Below are 22,672 nucleotides of genomic sequence, written 5' to 3' on the forward strand. Positions count from 1 at the left end.
TATATTGTCGCGTCAAATTCGATTCCGCAGGCCTGACTTCAAAATGGTGCTTTCCAACAATATCAAGGGCTCTATCCTCATGTCGATGGCCATGGCAGGCTATACGATCAACGATGCGCTGGTGAAATCCACGCTGGATACACTGAGTACCGGGCAGATCATTTTCGTGCGCGGGATTATTTCCAGCGTTCTGATTTTTGCCATGGCGGCGCATTTCAGCGCGCTGCGTCCACTCAAAACCATCGGCAATCCGATTCTTCTGCTTCGTGTCGGCGCGGAAATGTGCGCGACGATGACCTATATCCTGGCGCTTGCGGTGGTGCCGCTGGCCATTGCGGCGTCAATCGTCCAGTTCATTCCGCTTGCCGTCACACTTGGGGCGGCCATCTTTTTTGCCGAGTCCGTTGGCTGGCGGCGTTGGAGCGCCATCATTATCGGTTTTGTCGGCGTGATGATCATCATTCGGCCAGGTGCAGCAAGTTTCGACGCAGCCTCCATTCTTGTTTTCATCAGCGTGATCTTTGCCGCTGGACGCGACCTGCTGACGCGCAGGGTGCCTCAGCACATTCCTTCCCTTTTCGTAACGCTTGTTACCACCGTGTCGATCACATCGCTTGGCGCGTTGCTCATTGTGCCGCTGGGTGGCTGGCAGCCGATGACGCTCGGTGATCTTCTGCGTCTGACGCTTGCATCCGTTTTTCTGCTGATCGGTTATCAGTCTCTGATTGCTGCCATGCGGATTGGTGAGGTTTCGTTCATTGCGCCGTTCCGCTATACCGGCTTGCTATGGGCGATCCTGCTTGGCTTTTTCATGTTCGGCAGTCTGCCGGACAAATTCATGTTGTCGGGTGCAGCCGTCGTTATTGTCTCGGGTCTTTACACGTTCTACCGGGAAAACAAGCTGCGCACGCGCGAGTTGGCGCAGAAGTCCGCGCCGCGCGTCATGCATTGAGAGGTAGTGTTTGAAAACCCAATCGAAATTCCTTGTGCGTTCGACGCCGCCAAATATAACAACCCTGATTTTCATGGCGGGGCTTGGGGCACTGGCCACTAACATGCACCTGCCGGCACTCAGCAGCATGGCTGATTGGTTTGGCGCCAGCTACGCCACGATGCAGCTGTCCGTGTCCGCCTTTCTTGGCGCGACAGCCGTTGTGCAGCTCATTATCGGTCCCTTGTCCGACCGCTATGGGCGTCGCCCCGTTTATCTGACTTCGCTCATCATCCTCATCGTGGCAAGCCTTGCCTGCGCCGCCGTCTCACAGATCGAATTTTTCCTTTTCTTTCGCGTCATTCAAACAATTGCGACCGGCGGCATGGTGCTTTCGCGCGCGGTGGTGCGCGACATGGTGCCGATGGAAAAGGCAGCCTCAATGATCGGCTATGTCACCATGGGCATGACACTCATTCCCATGGTTGGCCCCGTTGCCGGTGGCTATCTGGGAAGCGAGTTTGGCTGGCAGGCAATCTTTATCAGCCAGGCAGCGATGGGGCTTGTCGTCCTTATCCTTTCCTATTTTGATCTTGGCGAAACCAACGCCAATCCATCAAGCTCCTTTTCCAGGCAATTTCGCGACTGGCCCGAGCTTTTCGGCTCGCGCCGCTTCTGGGGCTACACGTTCACGGCCACCTTCACCACCAGCGGCTATTACGTGTTCTTGGGCGGTGCGCCCTATGTGGGCTCCACGACGCTGGGGCTTGAAGATGCGCTTCTTGGCTATGCTCTGGCGGTGCCGGCCATCGGCTATATTGTCGGCAATTTTCTTTCCGGCCGGTTTGCCGCGACCGCCGGCGTCAACGTCATGATGACATCTGGCGCCGTTTCCGCAACGCTTGGCATTTTGACCAGCCTTCTTCTCTTTGCCTTCGGTTACCACACTGCCGTCAGCTTTTTTGGGCCGTTGACCCTGATTGGATTTGGCAATGGCCTGACCCTGCCCAGCGCAAACGCGGGGATGGTCAGTGTGCGGCCACATCTTGCCGGCTCGGCATCAGGTCTCGGCGGCGCAGTGACGATCGGTGGGGCAGCCCTTCTGGCCGCGATCACCGGCGCATTGCTGACGCCCGAGCGTGGTGCATTGCTGTTGCTCGGGATCATGCTTCTGACCGGCATTTTGTCGCTTGCATCCACACTCTATGTTTGGTCGATTGACCGACGAGAGGGCGCATTGGCGCGGTGAGACGATGATTGAGAGCACAATTGCGGCCGTAGTCCTCGCCGGGGGGCGATCCACCCGAATGGGTCGCAACAAGGCGTTGATGGAGATCGAGGGCAGACCGCTGGCCGTCTTTATCGCCGACAGATTGCGCTCGGCAGGGCATGAGCCTGTTTTCATCAACAGCGGCGATGCCGAGCTTGCAAATTGCGGCTTCCCGCTGGTGACCGACACTGTTGGCGGTTTTCAAGGCCCGCTTGCTGGAATTCTCGCCGGTCTGGATGCGGTTTCGTCGACTGTCGGGGGTGCGACTCATATGCTGAGTGTGCCGACGGATGGGCCGTTTTTCCCTGCCAATCTGGCGTCGCGCCTCGCCGCGGCCTGCGACGATGAAACAATGATTGCAATGGCCATGTGGCAGGGACGCCCGGAGCCGGCATTCGCACTTTGGCCGATCAAGCTGAAAGGCAAACTGGCCGATTGGCTTGCAGGCGACGGTCATCGCTCGATCATGGCTTTCGCTGCGGCAAACAACTTGAAAATGGTGGAGTTCAGCCCGGCCATCGGCGCTGAAAACCCGTTTTTCAATATCAATACGCCGGCAGAGTTCGCGGAAGCGGAAAAGCGTGTGGCCTCCTCTTCCCGACCGCCCGTGCTTGGTATCGCAGGGTGGAAAAATTCCGGCAAGACCGGCTTGACGGTGCGCCTGGTGGAAGAACTGACGGCACGCGGTTACAAGGTTTCGACCATCAAACATGCTCATCATGACTTCGACATCGACAAGGTCGGTGCTGACAGTTTCCGCCATCGGCAGGCGGGTGCACATGAGGTCACCATCGTTTCAGGCACACGCTTTGCGATCATGCATGAATTGCGCGGCGCGCCGGAACCGGCCTTTGACGACATTCTGGCGCGCATAGCGCCATGCGATCTGGTGCTGATCGAGGGCTACAAACGTGAGCCTGTTCCAAAGATAGAAGCACGCCGTCTGGATGCCAAGAACACGACGCCGCTTGCGCCGCAAGACCCTTGGATCAAGGCGATTGCAGCTGACCATCCGGTCGACAATGCGGATTTGCCTGTCTTTGATCTTGACGACACACAAGCCCTTGCCGATTTCGTGGAACGGACCTGCAATTTGCGCCGCCGCTGAGTGGAACTTTTTCCAAGCGATCAAAAAAATCCGCCTATATTATCAAATTCTGTTGCATTTTATTCACAAACAATATGAAACTCCGGGCCAAGGTGAAGCAAAAGCTTCATTTGCGCGTCGACACAAAATATGAAAACCGGCGCCAACCAACAGAGAGGATAACATGAAGATTTCCCGTAAACTCGCCTTTGCCGCAGCGACGGCGCTCAGCCTTGTCGCAGGGTCAGCACTTGCCGACGGCGAAAAGATCATCATCGGTACGGAAGGCGCCTACCCGCCCTTCAACAACCTTGAGGCTGATGGCACGTTGACAGGTTTTGACGTCGATATTGCAAAGGCTCTCTGCGAAGAAATGAAGGCAGAGTGCGAATTCGTGACAAACGATTGGGATGGCATGATCCCTGCCCTTCAGGCGAAAAAGTTTGACGCAATCATCGCATCCATGTCGATCACGCCGGAGCGCCTTGAGCAGATCGACTTCTCCAAGAAATATTACAATACACCGCCGGCGATTGCCGTGCCGAAGGATTCCGACATTGCAGAAGCAACCGACGCGGCGCTTGCCGGTAAGGTGATCGGCGCGCAGGGCTCGACAACGCATTCCAACTACGCAGAAGCCCATCTCGGTTCTGCGGAATTGAAGATGTATCCCACGGCTGACGAATATAAGCTTGATCTGGAAAACGGTCGTGTGGACGCCGTCATCGACGACGTGGTGGTGTTGAGCGAGTGGGTCAACAGCGATGCCGGCGCATGCTGCAAGATCCTCGGTACATTGCCGATCGATCCTGAAATCAACGGCGCAGGTGCCGGCATTGGCGTGCGCAAGGGCGATCCGCTGGCAGCTAAGTTCACCGACGCCATCGCGGCGATCCGCGCCAACGGCAAGTACAAGGAAATCAACGACAAGTATTTCGATTTCGACGTGTACGGGGAATAAGCTCGCCCTGTATGCCATCGATCAGGCGGAAGGGTTGCCCTTCCGCCTTTTTTGTCCGACTATGACAAGAACAAGAACTGCCTTAAGGCAGTGTTCGGGGAAAATGGATGAGTGAAATACTCTCCGCATTCGGTCACGTGATCGATCCGCTATGCGGTCGATTTGGCTTTTTCACGCTTTTTGGCAGCGGTCTTCTTTCCTGTGGCGACGCAGGCTGGATGGACGAAATTGCTTTCGGTGTTTGGGTCACCGCTTCACTGGCCGTAGCGACCTTGCCAATCGGGCTGGTACTCGGCTTTCTCATTGCCTTGGCCAAGCGCGCCGAAGACCGCTACCTGCAGCTGTCAGTCAATCTCTATACCACGATCTTTCGTGCCCTTCCCGAACTTCTCACGATCTTCATCGTCTATTACGGCTTGCAGATCGCCATCCAGAGCCTGATTTCCCTGCTCGGTTTTGACGAGACGATCAATATCAATGCATTCGCAGCCGGTATGGCCGCACTGGCGGTGGTGTTTTCGGCCTATTGTTCAGAGGTGCTGCAATCGGCCTTTCAGGCAATCCCCCAAGGCCAGTACGAGGCTGGAGAAGCCTTGGGCCTCGGTCGGCGGAAAACGCTGATCCTGATTGTTCTGCCGCAACTCGTGCGCATCGCCCTGCCCGGCCTTGGAAATCTCTGGATGGTGCTCCTGAAAGACACGGCGCTCGTCTCCATCGTTGGCTTGCCCGATATCATGCGGCAGGCAGGTATCGCGGCCAGGATAACGAAAGAGCCGTTTCTGTTTTACGGCATTGCCTGTCTTATTTACCTCTTGCTGTCGCTGCTCTCGTCAGGCGTTCTTTCGCGGACAGATAAGTGGGCCAGGAAAGCGGAGGAGCGGTGATGTACGCCTCGGATCTGATACCGCCGCAACCTGCGCCTCCACCACCCAAAAAGGGGTTGACTTGGGCGCGTGTCATCGGCGTGACGCTTCTCCTTGTCTGGGCGGCGCTCTTTGCAAATCTGATCTATATGGTGATCGCTGGATGGTCTGAAGAGAAGGTTGCGCGATATGGCGACCGTTATCTCTCCGGCGTCTGGGTGACATTGTCGCTGGTGGGAATATCCATTCTGGCCGGGGCGGTTCTTTCCGTTCCCGTCGCTTTCGCCCGCATGTCGAGGAACCCGTTCGTGAGCACGCTGGCTTACCTGTATGTCTATGTGTTTCGCTCTACACCGCTGCTTGCACAGCTGTTTCTGATCTATTACGGCGTCGGCAGCTTTCGCGACGAGATCGACGCGATCGGGCTTTGGTGGTTCTTTCGCGATGCCTGGAACTGTGCGTTCCTGTCCTTCATGCTCAACACTGCCGCCTACCAGGCTGAGATCCTTCGCGGGGCAATCGAGAGTGTTCCGAAGTCACAGCGTGAGGCAGCCGATTCACTCGGGATCAGCCGGCGCGTGGCCTTCGTGAAGATCATCATGCCGCAGGCCCTGATCGTCGCATTACGTCCCTATGGCAACGAGGTCATTTTGATGATCAAAGGGTCTGCGATCGTGGCCATTGTCACTGTCTATGACCTGATGGGCGTGACAAAATATGCCTATTCCAAGACCTTCGATTTCCAGGCTTACCTCTGGGCCGCGATCTTCTACCTGATCATTGTCGAGGTCATTCGCAACATACTGGCAAAGCTCGACAACCGGCTGACACGGCACTTGAAACGGTGAACTGGCCACCGTCGCTGATCTTGAGAAACTGATTCAAGTTGCTTGCAAAATGATTCCGGATTGCGCCGTAAAGCGCTGTTTTCAGATTCCTTTTGCCGATCAGCTGTCCAGCATTTCCCGCACGGCAGCGGCGAGCTGCTTAAGCGAGAAGGGCTTGGGCAGGAAGCCGAACTTGGCGTCTTCCGGCAGGTTCTTGGCGAAGGCGTCCTCGGCGTAGCCGGACACGAAGATGAACTTCAAGTCGGGGCCATAGGTCTTGCGCAGTTCGCGCAGCAGCGTCGGGCCGTCCATCTCCGGCATGACAACGTCGGAAACCACAATATCGACCTTGCCCTCAAGCTCTTCCATGACCTCAAGCGCCTCGACGCCGGAGCCGGCTTCGTGCACCTCGTAGCCGCGGGTTTCCAGCATGCGCTTGCCACCGCGGCGAACGGCCTCTTCGTCTTCAACCAGAAGAACGACGGCTGACTTGCCAGTGAGGTCAATGTCCTCGTCCTTCGCAGAGGAAGCTGCCGGTGCTGGCGCAGCTTGCGCCACGACCTGACCTTCGATGGTCTGAACGGGCTGAACTTCCGGAACGAAGCGCGGCAGGAAGAGACGGAAGATCGTACCCTTGCCGACTTCGGATTCGGGGAAGATATAACCGCCCGACTGGGTGACGATGCCATAGACCATGGCGAGACCAAGGCCTGTCCCCTTGCCCACTTCCTTGGTGGTGAAGAAGGGTTCGAAGATCTTGTCCATGATCTCCTGCGACATGCCGGTGCCGGTATCCTCTACGGCGACCATGACAAAATCTTCCGGCGGCAAGCCGCGGAGGTTCATATCCGCCACGTCGCCAGCCTGCACATTGCGGGTGCGAATGGTAATCGTGCCGCCTTCCGGCATGGCGTCGCGGGCGTTGACACAGAGATTGATCAAGACCTGCTCGAACTGAGACAAGTCTGTCTTGACCGGCCAGAGGTCGCGACCATAATCGATTTCGAGCTTGACGTTGGTCGAGGTCAGGCGATCGACCAGCATGCGCAAGTCGCCGACGACGTCGGTGAGATTGAGCACGGTGGGGCGCATCGTCTGTTTGCGCGAGAAGGCCAGAAGCTGACGCACCAGCACCGCCGCACGATTGGCATTGCGCTTGATTTCCATCAGATCAGCAAAGGTCGCGTCCGATTGACGGGCCTGCAGCAGCAGGTGGTCGGAAGACAGAAGGATGGCGGTCAGCACATTGTTGAAGTCGTGCGCGATGCCACCGGCCAGCGTGCCGACCGCATTCATCTTCTGCGTCTGCGCCATCTGCTGTTCGAGTTCTTTCTGCGCGGTGGTCTCCACCGCATAGATGATGGCGGCCTCTTCGGGCGCTTCATCGCTCTGGTCAATGACGGCGTTCACATAAAAGCGGAAATAGCGACCTTCTTCGACCGGATGGCGGGATTCGAAAGGTGCAATATCGCTTTGGCGACCGCGGGCGCTGTCGAGCGCAGAGGCGAGAGCTTGCCGGTCGTTTTCGGCGACAACCAGCTCGAACAAGGCACCCTTTTCCATCTCGTCGCGCGATACGACGCTGGAGAACATGCGCAGGAACGAGGCATTGGTGCGCAGGATACGTCCGTTGCCGTCCACCGAGGCAATGGCCATCGGTGTGTTGTTGAAAAAGCGGTTGAAGCGTGCTGCAGCCGCTGAATCGTTCTGGTCGTTGGCCGCTTGCGGCTCGCGGCCCAACACGATGGTGCGGCTTTCGCCCGGCTTGCCATCGCGCCCAAGCGCCACCTGGTGCACAAGCCGCACCGGCAGGCTTTGTCCGTTGACCTTGCGCAGGTCGAGATCGAGCGTTGCCGTCTTCTTGTGCCCGGGATCGGGCGACACGGACTGGATGAGCGCCAGCCCCTCGCCCGCGACAAGATCGCCGATGGCATAGGAGCCCGGATGGAATGATGTCAGGTCAAGGCCAAGCCAGTCGGCCAGCGTGGCGTTCAGATATTGGATCTTGCCGCGGCGGTCAGAGGAGAAGAAGCCCGCGGGCGCATGATCGAGATAGTCGATTGCGCTTTGCAATTCGCGGAAATAGCTCTCCTGCGTATCACGCTCGCGGGTGATATCGCTGATCAGCCAGATGTAGAGCGGGTTCTTGGCCGAATCTTCCAGCGGCAGAACGCGGGCGCTCAAGCGATACCAGTGGCCGCCGGCATTGATATCCGCGCCGCCGCCGAGCGGTTTGGGAAGCCGGAACTCTTCGTAGCCGGACTTGCCTTCCCGCAGCGATGAAAAGAGCCGGTATAGCGCCTCGTTGGAATCGGCATGATGGGAAAGCAGCGTTTCGAGCGACTGCACGGCCTTCTTGCCTTGGCTGCCGGTGAGTGCGGCATAGGCCTTGTTGGCATAGATAATATTGCCTTTGCGCCCGGTAATCAGCGCGCCGTTGGGATGGCCATCCAGAAAGGCACGGGCAAGCTCGTCCTGCCGCGACTGCGGCATGATCTCGATAAAGCCGATGAAAGCCGATACAAGGAAGAAGATGCCGACCATGGCAAGGACGCCCAGCACACCCAGCACGACCTGATTTTCAAGCTGATCGCGAAACAGGATGAAGGCGCCGGTGGTGGCGGTCAAGACAAGGGCCAGAAGGGCAACACGAAGGATTGCACCGGGGCGAACCGCTTTTTCGACCGCCGGCACCTTATAGTCGCTTGCCTGTTTGAATTCAGTCATCCATTCCTCGCTGGCATTCCAGGTCCCGAACGGCTGGCCTTACGGCGTTTACGCGCCGTTGTTGCCAACGGCGCAGTATGCTTCGGGAATCAATCGCCATTGGTTACAATTCACAGAGATTAGGCCATTTGCGCAAGCCCGATGGAGAGTTTTGCCCGGCTTTCATGACACGAAATCAAGCCTGTAATGCTAGGCTGCGGCAACTTAGCTGTTACTTTCTACCGCAAATGTCTGCTCGGCTCTTGCACTGGCTGGCAAATCACAACAAAGCTTTGCTATCGCGATGCGGGGCATAAGGTAAGATGGATATCGATTTTGCAGGACAGCTGCTGCCGGCTTTTGTTGGCGTGGGCGTTGCACTTGGTGCTTTTGCTATGATCCTGTGGATCATCAAGAACCGCAAATCGCGCTTTTTCGCACTGCCTGGAACGGGTTCGCAGCGCCGTCTCGCCGTGGTGGAATCGGTGGCGCTCGACGTGCGTAGGCGCTTGATCCTGGTGCGCCGCGATAATGTTGAGCATCTGATCATGATCGGCGGCCCCGCCGACCTCGTTGTCGAAACCAAAGACCATGGGGCCGTCGCTGAAACTCAGCCGCGCACCCAAAGTGCAGCGCCCGTTCAGCCGAAAATGCCGGAACAGCCCCGTCAGCAGCCGCGCAGACCCGCACAGCAACAGATGCGCCAGGAGACGCACGCGCCGCGCCAGCAGACAAGGCAGCCCTTCGAGGACGATGACTATGCCTACGGGCCTGAAGCTGCTGCCCTTTCCCGCGACTACCAAACCGAAGAAGCCTTTGAACCTTCGCGTGCTGGTCAGGTGCGGAATCCGCAACAATCTTTTGCCCGCAGCGAACCGGCCGAGGATGAACTGGAAGCGCGGCTGAAACAGGAAGCCGCAGAGGCCATTCTTGAGGCGGCGCGCAAGCGGCTTCTCGGCGAAGACGCCGTCCAACCGACGACGACGCCACCGCCGCAACCTCGCCCCCATCAGAGCCGCGCGCCGACGACGGCTGCGAATATGCGCGAAAGCGCGTTTAGCCGCGTCCTTGATGGACGACCGCAGGCGGGTGACATTCCGGCCTCACAGACACCACAGGTGCAGCCGGCAAAAACCTGGTCTCCGCCCATAACGGAGCGCAGCCAGCCGCCGGCGCAGGCAGCCACGGCTGCTGCAGTGGCCAAACGTATGCCGCAGCAGCATTCCGATGAGGATGATCTGGAGGATAGGGTCCGCCTGATTCTCGACGAATTGCAGCGGAAACAGAAATAAAAGCGCCTGCGAAGGCGATCGATTGCAGGGCAGTATTTTGAGAGTAGACGCGCGATCAAGCGTTTTCAGCCTGCCAGCGCTTTGGAAGGCGCTGGCAGGCTGAATTCTTATTCGTCGCGATAGACTTTTTCGCGGCGCTCGTGACGTTCCTGCGCTTCAATCGACAGTGTCGCGATCGGGCGGGCGTCCAGCCGCTTGAGGCTGATCGGCTCACCGGTCTCTTCACAATAACCGTATGTCCCATCGTCAATACGCGCGAGCGCTGCATCGATTTTGGAAATCAGCTTGCGCTGACGGTCACGGGCTCTCAATTCGATTGCCCTGTCTGTTTCTGAGGATGCTCTGTCAGCAATGTCAGAATGGTTAGCGCTTTCCTCCGCGAGATGGTCCAGCGTTTCACGCGCCTCGCGGAGAATGTCGTTTTTCCAGTTGATCAGCTTTGCCCGGAAATAGGCGCGCTGATTTGGATTCATGAACTCTTCGTCTTCCGAGAGAACATAGTCATCAAGATTGATATTCTCACTCAAGGCCCACCTCCTGACGAAATCAACCGATGGGCGTGTATAGCCACATCCAACCATCAATTCAAGCAAAGAGTGCCTATATAGTTAGCGTCGGAGGCGAAATTCACAGTTTGCACAAATTAGATGCAAGACGCTGAATATAAATGACAAATTGTTATGCAATTTTCACAATCGGCATTTATTGAGTTGCGCTTTTTGCCCAGAGCTTCAGGATGTGGAAACGGGCGGAACGAAAGCGTTTTCACTCCGCCAAGTCCCGCTTTTCGTGTCAGACTCGCCTCTGAACTGCGAGAAACGCCTCAAAAGCGCCAGGGATCGGGAGGCCGCGGCATGTTTTTCCCAGGTGGCGGCGGCAAACCCATATCCTTTCTCAGATGCGCATCCAGATGCTCCAGATCGAGCAGCTCATTTTGTTTGGACCGCTGCACCAGAACGACCGGCAGAGCCAGCAGCAGGCGCCAGAGACCGTGCGCATCCAGGATAGAATCAATGGCTCCCCGCAATGCGGGCCGGTTTTCAGAAATATCGTAGCTCATAAGCGTGTTATCAGGCGCAAGACGCACTGATCCCTTCATCGTTTGGAACAGGCGTCAGCGCACGGAAGACGGATTCCGGCGGATAACAGACCTGTGGTTTATGTCAGAGAGTTGAGGTTTCGGCCAAGCGGCAGGTTCTGCCGCAGTTCAAGACGTCAGTTTGCTCGGTAATAGACCGAAAGCACGATGCGAAGTCGACGTCGCAGAAGGTCAGCCGAACGAAACTGAACGGATGCATTGATCATGCCTGCCATTTCGAGACCTCCTGTTGGTGCTTCAAGAACGGCTGGAAGGTACAACAGTTTGAAGAAAGTACAATCTGGAATGACCGCTCAGACGGTATTGAAACATCAATGTTGCACAGAAAGCACAAACACAAAGCGCGCGCTTCAAACCTGCAGTCCAAATCCCTGTATCAGCCGCCTCGTCGCAAAATCCGTCTCGCCGGAGGTAAAATATGCGATGTCCGGCATGTCTCCGGATTTCAGGTGATTGACTGTCGGCACAAGACGGCGGGCCTGCCGCGCAATGGCTTCGGCGGGATCCAGCCAGTCTACCGGCCAGGGTGCGAGGCGGCGGAACGTATTGGCCATGAAGGGATAATGCGTACAGGCAAGAACGACGATGTCGGTTTTGCGGCCGTCCTTTTCGAGAAAACATTCGCTGATTTCACGCCGGACATCTTCATCGGCGATCGCGTCTCCCCGCACATAGCGCTCGGCCATGGCGGCGAGGTTCTGTGAGCCGACAAGACGGACATGGCATTGGGAGGCGAAGGATTCGATCAGGTCGCGGGTATAGGCGCGCTTGACGGTTCCGGGGGTTGCGAGAACCGAGACCAGACCGGAGCGGGTGCGCTCGGCCGCCGGTTTGATCGCCGGCACCGTACCGACAAAGGTCATCTCCGGGAATGTCTGCCTAAGCGCCGCCCCCGCCAGAGTGAATGCCGTGTTGCACGCAATGACGACAACGACCGGCTTGAAGCGCGCCAGCAGATCTTCAAAAAGCGCCAGAATGCGGCTTTTGAGTTCCGGTTCATTCCAGCTTCCATAGGGAAAGCCGGCGTCGTCGGCGACATAGACGAAATTTCGTTCCGGCATCAGAACCCGCGCCTCGCGCAACACGGTCAGTCCACCGATTCCGCTGTCGAAAATGAGGACGGGATTTTCTTCCAAATGCCTATTCCTTGATGTGACCATCCGGTCCGCGCGGGCGCAAATTCGGCTTCTTGGCGCGATTGGGTGACCCCGCCCCGCGTGGATTATCCCGCGTGAAGCGGTCCAGCGAGGAAATGACGCCACGAAGCACGCTGATTTCAGACGCTGTAAAGGACGGTCTTGTGAAAACCGTTCTCAAGTTCTCGATCAATTTTGGCTTTTTGTCGGCGGGCCGGAAATAGCCGCGGGCATCGAGCGCCTCTTCCACGTGATCGAACAGACCCTGCAGGTCGGCCTTGGTCGCCGGCTGCTGTTCAACAGCCTGGAAAGGAAGCGCCTCATCGCCTTCCATGCCGCTTTTCATCCACTCATAGGACATGAGAAGTACGGCCTGGGCAATATTGAGCGAAGCGAAAGCGGGGTTGACCGGAAATGTGACGATTTCGTCGGCAAGCGCCACTTCCTCATTGGTCAAACCGGATTTTTCGCGTCCGAACAGGATGCCGGTCTTTTCCCCCGCAGCGAAGCGCGTGCGCAGCGTCGCCGATGCTGTTGCCGGGCCGCGAACCGGCTTGAAGCCGTCGCGGTCGCGCGCAGTCGTAGCATACACAAAATTCAAGTCAGCAATGGCCTCTTCCGTCGATGTGTAAAGCTTGGCGCCGTCAATGACATGATCGGCCTTGGAGGCGGCAGAGCGGGCTTTTTCAGAGGGCCAGCCATCGCGCGGATTGACCAGACGCAGTTCAGCCAGGCCGAAATTGGCCATGGCGCGTGCGACCATACCGATATTTTCCCCCAGCTGCGGATGAACCAGAATGACTGCCGGTCCTTCTGCGATCATCTCGCGCTTGCCGTGCGTGCCCGCCATGTTAAGCCTTTCTCACTGTTTGGCGTTCCCTTGCACACTTCATGGGCAAAATCAAAGCGTCAGAGCCTCTTGCCGTGTATTCAGATTGGCCTCGCCCCACTGAAAGAGCGCGATGAAAATGCTGTCGAGTTGGCGTCCGGCAGGGGTGAGTGAATATTCTGTCTTTGGCGGCACTGTGGGATAGACCCGGCGCGAGATCACACCGGCCTCCTCCAGCTCCCGCAATTGCTGCGTCAGCATCTTATGACTGAGATCCGGCAGCCGTTTTTGCAGCTGCGAAAAACGCTGCGTATCCTCAAAAAGAAAGTAGAGAATGGCTGGCTTCCACTTGCCGCTGATGGTTTGAAGTGCGCGCACTGCCGGGCAGTTGAGCGGGTCGCGGCGGTGCCAATCTGCAAAGTCCATACTTACCTCCAGGTGCGTGGCGAAGAAAAAAGTGCATTCTTCTCAAACGCGGTCTGAGACAAATAGATAGTGCTTCCGAAACAACAGGAGCACAGCATGCGTATCATCAGAGTCCCGATTGCGCCACTATACATGATCAATGCCTTTGTCATTTCAACCGACAGCGGTGCCGTCATCGTCGATACTGGCTTGCCGGGTATGGCAGGGAAATTCCACGCAGCGCTGGCAAGCGACGGCAAGGACTGGAGCGACGTCAAGCTGATTATCGTTACCCATGCCCATGTCGATCATGCCGGGGCTGCAGCACGGCTGCGGCAGCTGACCGGTGCACCGATCCTCGCACATCAGGCTGATCGGCTCTATTACAATCATACCAAGCAAATTCACTATTGCCCGACGGGTCCATTCGGACGGTTGTTCAAGGCGACCGGCCTTGCGGCAGCGCCCTATGACGCCTTCGAAGCTGACATAGAGCTTGCGGGTTTTGAACAGTTTTCGCTCCGGGAATTCGGCATAGAGGGGCATGTGGAATTTACGCCCGGCCACACGGAAGGCTCCCTTTCGGTCCTTCTTGATAACGGCAACGCCCTGGTCAGTGATCTCGTCGCTTCAGGCATTCTGCTTGGCGGTATCATCAGGCTGAAACATCCAAAAAGGCCGCCGTTTGAGGATGATCCAAGGCTGGTGGCGGATCAGCTGCAAAGGCTTATCGACAACGGTTCGACGCATTTTCACATCGGCCACGGCGCCACGCTTGGCAGCACGCAGATCAGCCAGCATATCCAGAGATTGCGACGGCTTTGAAAGCCGCCGTCTTCACCGGTTATTCCTCGAGAAAATCGCCCATCACCTGGCGAACGGAAATCGGGTCGGTATCGGGGAAAACGTTGGTAATATCATCGATCAGTGGCTTGCCGTTTTCGATGACCACACGAAAGCGAGTCTGATCCACTTCGTCGGCAAATTCGTGACCGAAGCAATAAATCGACTTGAAGTGGATGGTGATTTCATAGGCGCCATCCTTTTCGACCGGGGCAGAATAGGTCACGTCTTTCAGGGGGCAGCTATCCTGTCCGCCACTGACCGGATCATAATCGATAAAAGGCTCATCATTCTCCTCAGCCCGCTTCGAGCCACGCTCGAAGGCATCCACAAACGCCGACGAGAAATTCGCTTTCAGCACTTTGGACGTGAGGTAATCGCCAGCGCTCGGATCTTTTTCCGCATTTTCATCGAAGGTCTTTTCAGCGATGTTGACCACGGTCTTGACGGGCACCATGGGATCGGCGTCAACGGCAAATGCATTGCCCGAGCAGATGAGCAGGATGGCAAATGCGGACAGGATTTTTTCAAACATCTTGGCAGCTCAAACGGATTGGATCAGGCGCCGACTCTCCGGCACAAAAAGCGATAGCCATTTTTCGTTCGCTTGCAAGCGTGAGAAAGGTTTAGCGTCAACTCGCCTCACACCGCCCGCCCTGCTTCGGACCCTTCATTTTTGCCGCTTTTTGCCGATCTGCGCCTTTGCGTTGGACATTCCAGATGCTATAGCGCAGCGGAAACAACGCGGGTCTTCCGCGCGATACAACCCGCTTTAATGAAAGAGGCTGATATATGAGCAAGATCAAGGTAGCGAACCCCGTCGTCGAAATGGACGGCGATGAGATGACACGCATCATCTGGCAGTTTATCAAGGACAAGCTGATCCTGCCTTATCTCGACATCGACCTCGAATATTACGACCTCTCCGTTCAAAAGCGTGACGAGACCAACGACCAGATCACGATCGACGCGGCAAACGCCATCAACAAGCATGGTGTGGGTGTCAAATGCGCGACCATCACGCCGGACGAAGCCCGCGTTGAAGAGTTCAACCTGAAGAAAATGTGGCGCTCGCCGAATGGCACGATCCGCAACATTCTCGGCGGCGTGATCTTCCGCGAGCCGATCATCATGAAGAACGTGCCGCGTCTTGTTCCCGGCTGGACCCAGCCGATCATCGTTGGCCGTCATGCGTTTGGCGACCAGTATCGCGCCACCGACTTCCGCTTCCCCGGCAAGGGCAAGCTGACGATCAAGTTTGTCGGCGAAGACGGCCAGGAGATCGAACATGAAGTGTTTGACGCACCCTCCTCCGGCGTTGCCATGGCAATGTACAACCTCGACGATTCCATCCGCGACTTTGCGCGTGCTTCACTGAACTACGCCCTGATGCGCGGCGTTCCCTGCTATCTTTCCACCAAGAACACCATCCTGAAGGCCTATGACGGACGCTTCAAGGATCTGTTCCAGGAAGTCTACGAGAGCGAATTCAAGGCGCAGTACGAAGAAAAGAAGATCTGGTATGAACACCGCCTGATCGACGACATGGTTGCTGCAGCGCTCAAGTGGTCCGGCGGCTATGTCTGGGCCTGCAAAAACTATGATGGCGACGTGCAGTCCGACATCGTGGCACAGGGCTTCGGCTCGCTCGGCCTGATGACCTCTGTTCTGATGACGCCGGACGGCAAGACGGTGGAAGCTGAAGCCGCACACGGCACAGTGACCCGTCACTATCGCCAGCACCAGAAGGGTCAGGAAACCTCCACCAACTCGATCGCATCGATCTTTGCCTGGACGCGTGGTCTCGCCCACCGCGCCAAGCTCGACGACAATGCCGAACTTGCCCGTTTTGCCTCCACGCTCGAAAGGGTCTGCATCGAAACCGTCGAGTCCGGTTACATGACCAAGGACCTGGCGCTGTTGATCGGGCCGGACCAGCCTTGGCTTTCCACCACCGGTTTCCTCGACAAGATCGACGAGAACCTGCAGAAGGCCATGTAAAGCCAACTATATTGTAGAACGCTAATAAAACCCGGCCTCTGGTCGGGTTTTTTCTTTCTCGAAAGTGCGCGGATAAGTAACTTTGTTTTAAGGCGGACAGTCATATCTTATCGATAATTTTTAGGGACAGGCAAGATATGACCAAACAAGCATTTCGCTACACACATTATGATCTGAAGGCACAACCTGCGGGGACTGTCGTGGAAGTCACGCTTTCCTGCATCAACAATGTGCGCTTGCTTGATGGGCGCAATTTCAAACTTTTCCAAACACTCAAGCCGCATAAATTTCTCGGTGGTCTGGCCAAGATTTCGCCGACACGCCTGGTCGTTCCGCAAGGGGGACATTGGCACCTTGTGGTTGACATGGATGGACTTCCGGCACTGGCCAATTCCAGCGTCAAGACCATCGTTCCCGGTCATCTCACCTCCGCGCGTCAGATGCAGGCAACCATGCCGGTGGACCGGGCATTTCTGGCCGATACTGCGGCACGGGCGCTTGGCGACATCAACGCAGACACCAATGGTGCAGAACGCATCATGGAAAATATGGCAGATGCGCCGGACGATATTGAAGACATCCGGCGCGAACTCGATACATACAAGCGTCTGGCCAACACTGACGCGTTGACCGGCCTCAACAATCGGCGTGCCTTCGACATGCAGATGAAAGCGATTTTCAGCACGGCGGATAACCTTGAACAGACGGCTCTTGTGATCGGAGACATTGATCACTTCAAATCGTTCAACGATACCTATGGCCATCCGGTTGGCGATCTTGTGTTGCGCAGTGTTGCCAGGGTTTTGATAGACAACCTGCGTGGCAACACGTTCGTTGCCAGAACCGGCGGCGAGGAGTTTGGCTTCATCATCCGCGATGCGGGTCGCAGCACGGCAATGCAGATTGCAGACCGGGTATGCACTGCAGTCGAAAAGGCCACAATCAGCGACCCCGGAACCAAACAGGTCTATGGGCCGGTGACCATTTCAATGGGGCTGTGCATGGCGGTGGAATCCAATGGGCCGGAGATGCTCTACCAAAAGGTGGATACCGCGCTTTATGCCTCCAAGCGCAACGGCCGCAACCAGTGCAATGCCTACCATGAAAGCATGGAAGGCAATTCCGTTCAGTACGCCACCGGCTGAAATCAACCGGCCGCGACCGATTTGCCGCTGACAGAATTCGCGAAGTCCTGAACGAAGGCTTTCAGCGCATCCCAGTCGGTGAATTCGTGATTCTGGCTCTTGTCGGCCGTTTTGACCTCACGCGTTGCCATGTAGCGCACCATCAGCCGTTTGAAGAAGTCGTATTCTCCAAACCGGAGCGCGCCGGCTGCGTGATGTACCATGGAGGGTCGCCAGCCCGTGTAGATCGATAGCGTTTCAGGCAATTCGACAACGGCTGTGCGCTCATCTTCAAACTGGCTGTGGATGGAAAGCGAGACCGAAACAAAGGCTGATGGCACGCTGTTCAGCCATGAGGACTCCCGTCTGACAAATTCGATAAAGTCGGACGTGTAGTCGTTTGCATGGACGGGTGCCATCAGAAGAACAGCGTCGGGACGCTCCAGCGCAAACTCAAACTGCTGAGAAACATTCATGAGGCTGACCGACCAACCATTCTCCTCCAGATATCGCGCAGAGGTTTCAGCAATCTTGCGGGTTTGACCCTCGACGGTCGCGTAGATGATGAGCGCTTTCATGGTGCAATTCCTTTCGTGACTGGAGCCATGAAAGCACATTGGGCAGGGGCGGCATTGACCTTAATCAATTTCGCTGCGCTTCAGGCAGAGCGAACCGGTTGACGCAGCACCGTCTTCAATTTTTCAGGTGCTGTGCGGCGCGGGTCACCGAGATAAATCTCGTGATGCTTGCCGTTGAAGGTCAGACCGTTCAAAGGCATGTACTCATTGTGCAGCTTCGCCAGAACCGGCGCCTCCTCGCTATAGGGACCTATGTGCATGATCTGCACAACGCGGCCTTCCGCGAGGTTTTCCATGCGAAGCTTACCCATGGCGGGCGGCGATTTCTTCTTTTTCACCTGCTCTACCACATCGGCAACCATAGCGGCATCGATCCAATCCGGGATCATGATCATCATTGTCCAGCGCCACTGATCCCGTTGGCCTGCCACGAACGCGTTCATGTCATCTGCCCACCAAAGACCTTCGAGGGGCGGCACCGCATAATCGCGCCCAAGCTCTGTCTTGCTTGCAAATTTCAGGGTGTAGGCCACGGGATAAAGCGTTTCCAACGCCTCGGCATAGGCTTTAGCCTTTCCCGGATCGCCGATCCCGTCAATCATCAAGTAGTTCAGCGCCGGCACCTCAACTTCGACGAACTTGTTCTTTGGGGGCGCATAGAGCGTTTTCAGCGTCTTTTTGAAATCGACCTTTTCCAAAATCATTCCCCTTCCAACGGCATCCATATTTCGGTCAACAGTTCGGAAGGTGCAACCTCGCGCGGGTTATTGAGATAGAGTTCGAATGACGGCTTATCCGCCAGCTCTTTTTCCGATGTTGCCAGCCAATCGCCGAAAAACCAGCGATAGGCTTTCGGCATATCCGCATAAGGTCCCTTATGTGTGAGAATTGCATAGAGGCCTGCTGTCAGGCGTGTTTCCTGCAATGGCGCAGTCACCTCGAAACTTTCCGGCACCGTGAGGCATGCCATCGAGCGCAGTTTGTCGACCGGCACAATATCGGGATCGTCGAAATACATCCCTGCCATCTGCATGCCGGGTTGAAAGCGGTTTTGCGAATAGACCAAGCCAAGCAAGGTTTCAAAGGCCTTGCCGACCTCCATATAGTCGCCCTGATGGGCAATGCCGGCCAGACGGATGTCGCCGGATTTTTTGAATGCCACGTCGTACAATTTCTCATCTCCAATGGAAAATTTCTGCTCGAATTTGGTGTGGCTTCCGCCTGCCCTGTAGGCAGCGGGGGCCATGCCCAGTTGAGCCTTGAAGACGCGGGTGAATGACTGGACATTGGGATAGCTGGCACGCTTTGCCACTTCGGCCACCGGCAGATCCGTGTTGGCCAATTGGCCTGCGGCACGATGAAGCCGCAGCCGGCGCACTGTAGACGTTACCGTTTCGCCGAAGACACCGCGATAAACCCGATGCCAGTGCCAGGGTGAAAGGCAAGCGACATCCGCCAACTGTTCAAAATTCAGCTCTTCGTCGAGATGGGCGTAGATGTAATCCGTAACCCGGCTCAACCGATCCTGATAGCGCGCCCAATCGCGTTCTTCCGTCATGTGTCACTCCGTTTCAAGACGTGGCGAGACAAGCATAAACGGATTTGACAAATCTTGCTGAATTGAAGGTTTAAGGTTCTCCACGCTCACGGCGCAGCTTCGCCCACCAGTCGAGACGTTTGCGGATTTCGCGTTCGAAGCCACGTTCGGGTGGATCGTAGAATGTCTGCCTGCCCATCTTTTCGGGAAAGTAATTCTGCCCTGAGAAAGCATCGGGCTGGTCGTGGTCGTAACGGTAGCCGTCGCCGTAGCCTTCCGATTTCATCAACTTTGTCGGCGCATTGAGGATCGTTTTCGGCGGCAGGAGGGAGCCGTGCTCCTTGGCAGCGCGCATGGCAGCCTTATAGGCGACATAGACGCCGTTGGATTTCGGCGCGGTGGCGAGATAGACACAAGCCTCGGCCAGTGCCAGCTCACCTTCCGGAGAGCCCAGATATTCGTATGCATCCTTGGCCGCATTGGCGATCACGAGCGCCTGGGGATCGGCAAGCCCGATATCCTCTGAGGCCATGCGCACAAGGCGGCGGCCAAGATAAAGCGGGTCCTCCCCGGCGTCGAACATGCGCGCGAGATAATAAAGGGCTGCATCGGGGTCGGAACCGCGGACAGATTTGTGAAGAGCGGAGATCAGATTGTAGTGGCCATCCTGCCCCTTGTCGTAAACGGGCGCACGGCGCTGCACCACACCGAGAAGGCCCTGCGGGTCGAAAACCTCCCCTGCCCGTGCTGCACGCCAAACCTCTTCGGCCAGCGTCAGCGCAGCGCGCCCGTCACCATCGGCCAGACGGATCAGCGACGCGCGCGCCTCTTCATCCAGCGGCAACGGCTTGCCTTCGACGCTTTCGGCCCGTTTCAAAAGTTCGCTGAGGCTTTCCTCGTCATGTGCACGGAAGGTCAAGACGCGGGCGCGCGATAACAGCGCGGCATTCAGTTCAAAGGACGGATTTTCCGTGGTGGCGCCAACCAGGATAACAGTGCCATCTTCCATGACGGGCAGAAAACTGTCCTGTTGGGCGCGATTAAAACGATGGATCTCATCCACGAACAGCAAAGTCTGGCGGCCTGACATGCGGCGGGCACGCGCAGTCTCAAACACTTTCTTCAAATCGGCAACGCCGGAAAAGATCGCCGATATCTGCTCGAAGGCAAGGCCGGTTTCACCTGATAGCAGACGCGCGACGGTGGTCTTGCCCGTGCCCGGCGGTCCCCAGAATATCATCGAGCCCAGAGAACCCGAAGCGATCATGCGGCTGAGTGCCCCATCCGGCCCCGTCAGATGTGGTTGGCCGGACACTTCGGCAAGCGATTTCGGGCGCAAACGTTCAGCAAGCGGCTTCTTCTCCGCCATCTCGGCTGGTTCATTGACGCCGAAAAGATCACTCATCGGAAAAGCTGCCTTATGCGCTGACCGTCACGGTCGATCACCACACGCCAACCGTTTGCATTCTCATCAAGTAGCGACTGCAGCATCTGCGTATTGCTCACCTCCACGCCGTTGAGCGAGACAATGATATCGCGCGGCTGAAAACCGACACGGCCTGCCGGCGAGCCGCGTTGGACATCAACGACAACCACGCCATTCAGCTTGTTGCCCATCCTCAATTCCTGCGCAACGCGGGGTGAAAGATTGGCAACTTCGGCACCGGAGAGCGGGTTTCGTCCTTCGAGCACGCGCTGATCGCGCGGCACGGTCTCCGGTGCGCGCTCCAGCGAAATCGTAACCTCGCGCGCCTTGCCGTCGCGCATCACGGTCAGATCGGCTGTCGTGCCAAGACCGGCGGTCAGGAGGCGATATCCCAGCGCATCGGGATGTTCGACGGGATGGCCATTCATGGCGACAACGGCGTCGCCCTGCTGCAAACCGGCCTCAGCGGCGGGGCTATCTTCGGCAACGGAGGTGACAAATGCGCCGCCGGCGTGCTCAAGGCCAAGCGCTTCGGCCATATCGGCGGTCAAGGTGGAAAACTCGGCACCGATATAGGGGCGCTCAAAGCTCTTGTCGCCGCGCTCTGCTGCAGCCAGGAACACGCGGGCAAGATTGGAGGGAATGGCAAAACCGATGCCGTTCGAACCGCCGCTTCGGGAGAAGATCGCCGAATTGATGCCGATAAGTTCGCCGCGCATATCAATCAATGCGCCGCCTGAATTGCCCGGATTGATGGATGCGTCCGTCTGAATGAAAAAGCCGAAGTCAGAGACGCCGACACCGGTGCGGGCAAGACCGGACACAATGCCATTCGTGACTGTCTGACCGACGCCAAAGGGATTGCCGATGGCCAGGGCCAGATCGCCGACTTCGATATCGTCCGAGTCCCCGATCGGCAGCGGCGGCAGACTGTCGTCGGTATCGACCTTCAACACTGCAAGGTCGACCCGATCATCCTTCAAGACAATTTTGGCCGGATATTCGCGCCCGTCTGCGAGGGCGACCTTCACCTCATCAGCGCCTTCAATCACATGGTTGTTGGTGATGATATAGCCGTCTGTGGAGGCGATCACACCTGAGCCCAGCGACGACTGTTTCTCGGTGCGGCCGGGTGCGCGGCCACCAAAAAGCTGGCTGAAGAACGGATCGTCGTCGAAGATGGAGCGGCGCTGCACCATGCGCTCGGCATAGACATTGACCACCGAGGGCGCGGTCTGCTTGACCAAGGGCGCGAAGGAGAGCTGCACCTCGGCCTGGCTTTGCGGCAGTTGTCTGGCATTTTCGGAATAGGCCTGCGGAACGAGCAGAAAAAATGCGGACAAAGATGCGGCGATCAGACCAGCGGGACGTGGCATGCGGAACTCCCTGACGATTATTCTGTCTATATCTAAGTTTCTTTTGCTCAAAATGAAACGGCGGCTGCCGCTTCTGCCTTCAGGCAGATGAAAGAGAGATCAAGCATTTGCAAGGCAGACAAGCTTAAAAGTTTGTAATGTTCTGTTTTGAAGCGCACCACGGAACTTCCCGGCGGATTCAGGGTTAAAAGAACAAGCCGACAATCTCAAAACCTCGAAACTTGATTGAAGACGATTCGCTACTATGATCCGATATTATCGCGTTTGTCATGTTGACGGATGCCAAGCCTGCGGCGCCACGTTATCGCGCGCAATAACAAAGCAAACCCGAATCGAACCATGGGCTCGCCGCTCAGCCGGGACCCAGCTCGACTAATCTAA

Annotated in this window: 22 protein-coding genes and 1 pseudogene; 11 read left to right on the top strand and 12 right to left on the bottom strand. The window is 56.8% G+C overall.

All coding sequences use genetic code 11. The features are described 5' to 3' along the window. Positions 1 to 43: 43 nt before the first annotated feature. From NHF56_RS08935 to NHF56_RS08965, 7 genes and pseudogenes are all read left to right on the top strand, one after another. Positions 44 to 952: a DMT family transporter gene (locus tag NHF56_RS08935; protein ID WP_252803515.1), complete on the top strand. Its 909-nt coding sequence runs from the start codon at positions 44 to 46 to the stop codon at positions 950 to 952. A gap of 10 nt (positions 953 to 962) precedes the next feature. After that, positions 963 to 2,180: a multidrug effflux MFS transporter gene (locus tag NHF56_RS08940; protein WP_256995391.1), complete on the top strand. Its 1,218-nt coding sequence runs from the start codon at positions 963 to 965 to the stop codon at positions 2,178 to 2,180. Between the two features lie 4 nt (positions 2,181 to 2,184). After that, positions 2,185 to 2,754 (top strand): annotated as a pseudogene (gene mobA / locus NHF56_RS08945) (molybdenum cofactor guanylyltransferase); the annotation flags it as partial. A 30-nt stretch (positions 2,755 to 2,784) separates the two neighbouring features. Then, a complete protein-coding gene (gene mobB / locus NHF56_RS08950) occupies positions 2,785 to 3,309 on the top strand; it encodes a molybdopterin-guanine dinucleotide biosynthesis protein B (protein WP_252804937.1) in 525 nt (174 codons plus the stop codon). 163 nt (positions 3,310 to 3,472) lie between these two features. Continuing rightward, positions 3,473 to 4,249: a transporter substrate-binding domain-containing protein gene (locus tag NHF56_RS08955; protein WP_252803517.1), complete on the top strand. Its 777-nt coding sequence runs from the start codon at positions 3,473 to 3,475 to the stop codon at positions 4,247 to 4,249. Between the two features lie 107 nt (positions 4,250 to 4,356). After that, the gene (locus NHF56_RS08960; protein WP_252803519.1) at positions 4,357 to 5,133 is read left to right on the top strand and encodes an ABC transporter permease; all 777 of its coding nucleotides are present in this window, start codon (positions 4,357 to 4,359) and stop codon (positions 5,131 to 5,133) included. After that, on the top strand, positions 5,130 to 5,960 hold the full coding sequence (locus NHF56_RS08965) for an ABC transporter permease subunit (protein WP_252803521.1): 831 nt from the start codon (positions 5,130 to 5,132) through the stop codon (positions 5,958 to 5,960). Before NHF56_RS08960 ends, NHF56_RS08965 begins: the two co-directional genes overlap by 4 nt. A gap of 99 nt (positions 5,961 to 6,059) precedes the next feature. Here the strand turns inward: NHF56_RS08965 and cckA are convergent, their stop codons facing one another. Further along, the gene (gene cckA, locus NHF56_RS08970; RefSeq protein WP_252803523.1) at positions 6,060 to 8,666 is read right to left on the bottom strand and encodes a cell cycle histidine kinase CckA; all 2,607 of its coding nucleotides are present in this window, start codon (positions 8,664 to 8,666) and stop codon (positions 6,060 to 6,062) included. Positions 8,667 to 8,968: 302 nt separating this feature from the next. Between cckA and NHF56_RS08975 the strand changes: the two genes are divergently transcribed. Next, positions 8,969 to 9,937 carry a flagellar biosynthetic protein FliO gene (locus tag NHF56_RS08975; RefSeq protein WP_252803525.1) on the top strand — a complete coding sequence of 323 codons (969 nt, stop codon included), beginning with the start codon at positions 8,969 to 8,971 and terminating at the stop codon, positions 9,935 to 9,937. Between the two features lie 107 nt (positions 9,938 to 10,044). On the opposite strand, the gene dksA is transcribed toward NHF56_RS08975, so the two are convergent. From dksA to NHF56_RS09000, 5 genes are all read right to left on the bottom strand, one after another. Next, the gene (dksA, locus tag NHF56_RS08980; protein WP_252803527.1) at positions 10,045 to 10,464 is read right to left on the bottom strand and encodes an RNA polymerase-binding protein DksA; all 420 of its coding nucleotides are present in this window, start codon (positions 10,462 to 10,464) and stop codon (positions 10,045 to 10,047) included. A 296-nt stretch (positions 10,465 to 10,760) separates the two neighbouring features. Next, positions 10,761 to 10,997 (bottom strand): hypothetical protein, encoded by a 237-nt coding sequence (locus NHF56_RS08985; RefSeq protein WP_252803528.1) that lies wholly within the window; start codon positions 10,995 to 10,997, stop codon positions 10,761 to 10,763. A gap of 389 nt (positions 10,998 to 11,386) precedes the next feature. Continuing rightward, on the bottom strand, positions 11,387 to 12,172 hold the full coding sequence (murI, locus tag NHF56_RS08990; RefSeq protein ID WP_373456270.1) for a glutamate racemase: 786 nt from the start codon (positions 12,170 to 12,172) through the stop codon (positions 11,387 to 11,389). A 4-nt stretch (positions 12,173 to 12,176) separates the two neighbouring features. After that, a complete protein-coding gene (locus NHF56_RS08995) occupies positions 12,177 to 13,022 on the bottom strand; it encodes an RNA methyltransferase (RefSeq protein WP_252803532.1) in 846 nt (281 codons plus the stop codon). A 51-nt stretch (positions 13,023 to 13,073) separates the two neighbouring features. Further along, on the bottom strand, positions 13,074 to 13,427 hold the full coding sequence (locus NHF56_RS09000) for a helix-turn-helix domain-containing protein (RefSeq protein ID WP_252803534.1): 354 nt from the start codon (positions 13,425 to 13,427) through the stop codon (positions 13,074 to 13,076). A gap of 96 nt (positions 13,428 to 13,523) precedes the next feature. Here NHF56_RS09000 and NHF56_RS09005 point away from each other — a divergent pair, with 96 nt between their 5' ends. After that, complete coding sequence (locus NHF56_RS09005; RefSeq protein ID WP_252803537.1) at positions 13,524 to 14,231, top strand: MBL fold metallo-hydrolase; 708 nt, start codon at positions 13,524 to 13,526, stop codon at positions 14,229 to 14,231. A gap of 19 nt (positions 14,232 to 14,250) precedes the next feature. On the opposite strand, the gene NHF56_RS09010 is transcribed toward NHF56_RS09005, so the two are convergent. After that, positions 14,251 to 14,784, bottom strand: a complete 534-nt coding sequence (locus NHF56_RS09010; protein WP_252803538.1) for a hypothetical protein — start codon at positions 14,782 to 14,784, stop codon at positions 14,251 to 14,253. Positions 14,785 to 15,041: 257 nt separating this feature from the next. Between NHF56_RS09010 and NHF56_RS09015 the strand changes: the two genes are divergently transcribed. Both NHF56_RS09015 and NHF56_RS09020 read left to right on the top strand, forming a co-directional pair. After that, positions 15,042 to 16,250, top strand: coding sequence for an NADP-dependent isocitrate dehydrogenase (locus NHF56_RS09015; RefSeq protein WP_252803540.1), 1,209 nt, complete (start codon positions 15,042 to 15,044; stop codon positions 16,248 to 16,250). A gap of 137 nt (positions 16,251 to 16,387) precedes the next feature. Beyond that, positions 16,388 to 17,395 (top strand): DUF1883 domain-containing protein, encoded by a 1,008-nt coding sequence (locus NHF56_RS09020; protein WP_252803542.1) that lies wholly within the window; start codon positions 16,388 to 16,390, stop codon positions 17,393 to 17,395. Positions 17,396 to 17,397: 2 nt separating this feature from the next. Here NHF56_RS09020 and NHF56_RS09025 read toward each other — a convergent pair whose 3' ends face one another. The 5 genes from NHF56_RS09025 to NHF56_RS09045 form a co-directional block, all read right to left on the bottom strand. After that, complete coding sequence (locus tag NHF56_RS09025) at positions 17,398 to 17,952, bottom strand: flavodoxin domain-containing protein (RefSeq protein ID WP_252803544.1); 555 nt, start codon at positions 17,950 to 17,952, stop codon at positions 17,398 to 17,400. Positions 17,953 to 18,032: 80 nt separating this feature from the next. Further along, complete coding sequence (locus tag NHF56_RS09030; RefSeq protein WP_252803546.1) at positions 18,033 to 18,656, bottom strand: GyrI-like domain-containing protein; 624 nt, start codon at positions 18,654 to 18,656, stop codon at positions 18,033 to 18,035. Then, positions 18,653 to 19,510: a GyrI-like domain-containing protein gene (locus NHF56_RS09035; RefSeq protein ID WP_252803548.1), complete on the bottom strand. Its 858-nt coding sequence runs from the start codon at positions 19,508 to 19,510 to the stop codon at positions 18,653 to 18,655. The genes NHF56_RS09030 and NHF56_RS09035 overlap by 4 nt, the downstream gene beginning before the upstream one ends. A 70-nt stretch (positions 19,511 to 19,580) precedes the next feature. Next, complete coding sequence (locus NHF56_RS09040) at positions 19,581 to 20,894, bottom strand: replication-associated recombination protein A (protein WP_252803549.1); 1,314 nt, start codon at positions 20,892 to 20,894, stop codon at positions 19,581 to 19,583. After that, positions 20,891 to 22,291, bottom strand: a complete 1,401-nt coding sequence (locus NHF56_RS09045; RefSeq protein ID WP_252803551.1) for a DegQ family serine endoprotease — start codon at positions 22,289 to 22,291, stop codon at positions 20,891 to 20,893. The genes NHF56_RS09040 and NHF56_RS09045 overlap by 4 nt, the downstream gene beginning before the upstream one ends. Positions 22,292 to 22,672: the final 381 nt, after the last annotated feature.

The organism is Rhizobium sp. L1K21 (genome assembly GCF_024055895.1).
In the GTDB taxonomy this organism is placed as follows: domain Bacteria; phylum Pseudomonadota; class Alphaproteobacteria; order Rhizobiales; family Rhizobiaceae; genus Ensifer_A.

Coding starts and splice junctions, on each gene's coding strand:
- NHF56_RS08935 (WP_252803515.1), top strand. CDS start 44: ATGGTGCTTTCCAACAATATCAAGGGCTCTATCCTCATGTCGATGGCC.
- NHF56_RS08955 (WP_252803517.1), top strand. CDS start 3,473: ATGAAGATTTCCCGTAAACTCGCCTTTGCCGCAGCGACGGCGCTCAGC.
- NHF56_RS08960 (WP_252803519.1), top strand. CDS start 4,357: ATGAGTGAAATACTCTCCGCATTCGGTCACGTGATCGATCCGCTATGC.
- cckA (WP_252803523.1), bottom strand. CDS start 8,666: ATGACTGAATTCAAACAGGCAAGCGACTATAAGGTGCCGGCGGTCGAA.
- NHF56_RS08975 (WP_252803525.1), top strand. CDS start 8,969: ATGGATATCGATTTTGCAGGACAGCTGCTGCCGGCTTTTGTTGGCGTG.
- NHF56_RS08985 (WP_252803528.1), bottom strand. CDS start 10,997: ATGAGCTACGATATTTCTGAAAACCGGCCCGCATTGCGGGGAGCCATT.
- NHF56_RS08995 (WP_252803532.1), bottom strand. CDS start 13,022: ATGGCGGGCACGCACGGCAAGCGCGAGATGATCGCAGAAGGACCGGCA.
- NHF56_RS09000 (WP_252803534.1), bottom strand. CDS start 13,427: ATGGACTTTGCAGATTGGCACCGCCGCGACCCGCTCAACTGCCCGGCA.
- NHF56_RS09005 (WP_252803537.1), top strand. CDS start 13,524: ATGCGTATCATCAGAGTCCCGATTGCGCCACTATACATGATCAATGCC.
- NHF56_RS09010 (WP_252803538.1), bottom strand. CDS start 14,784: ATGTTTGAAAAAATCCTGTCCGCATTTGCCATCCTGCTCATCTGCTCG.
- NHF56_RS09015 (WP_252803540.1), top strand. CDS start 15,042: ATGAGCAAGATCAAGGTAGCGAACCCCGTCGTCGAAATGGACGGCGAT.
- NHF56_RS09020 (WP_252803542.1), top strand. CDS start 16,388: ATGACCAAACAAGCATTTCGCTACACACATTATGATCTGAAGGCACAA.
- NHF56_RS09025 (WP_252803544.1), bottom strand. CDS start 17,952: ATGAAAGCGCTCATCATCTACGCGACCGTCGAGGGTCAAACCCGCAAG.
- NHF56_RS09030 (WP_252803546.1), bottom strand. CDS start 18,656: ATGATTTTGGAAAAGGTCGATTTCAAAAAGACGCTGAAAACGCTCTAT.
- NHF56_RS09035 (WP_252803548.1), bottom strand. CDS start 19,510: ATGACGGAAGAACGCGATTGGGCGCGCTATCAGGATCGGTTGAGCCGG.
- NHF56_RS09040 (WP_252803549.1), bottom strand. CDS start 20,894: ATGAGTGATCTTTTCGGCGTCAATGAACCAGCCGAGATGGCGGAGAAG.
- NHF56_RS09045 (WP_252803551.1), bottom strand. CDS start 22,291: ATGCCACGTCCCGCTGGTCTGATCGCCGCATCTTTGTCCGCATTTTTT.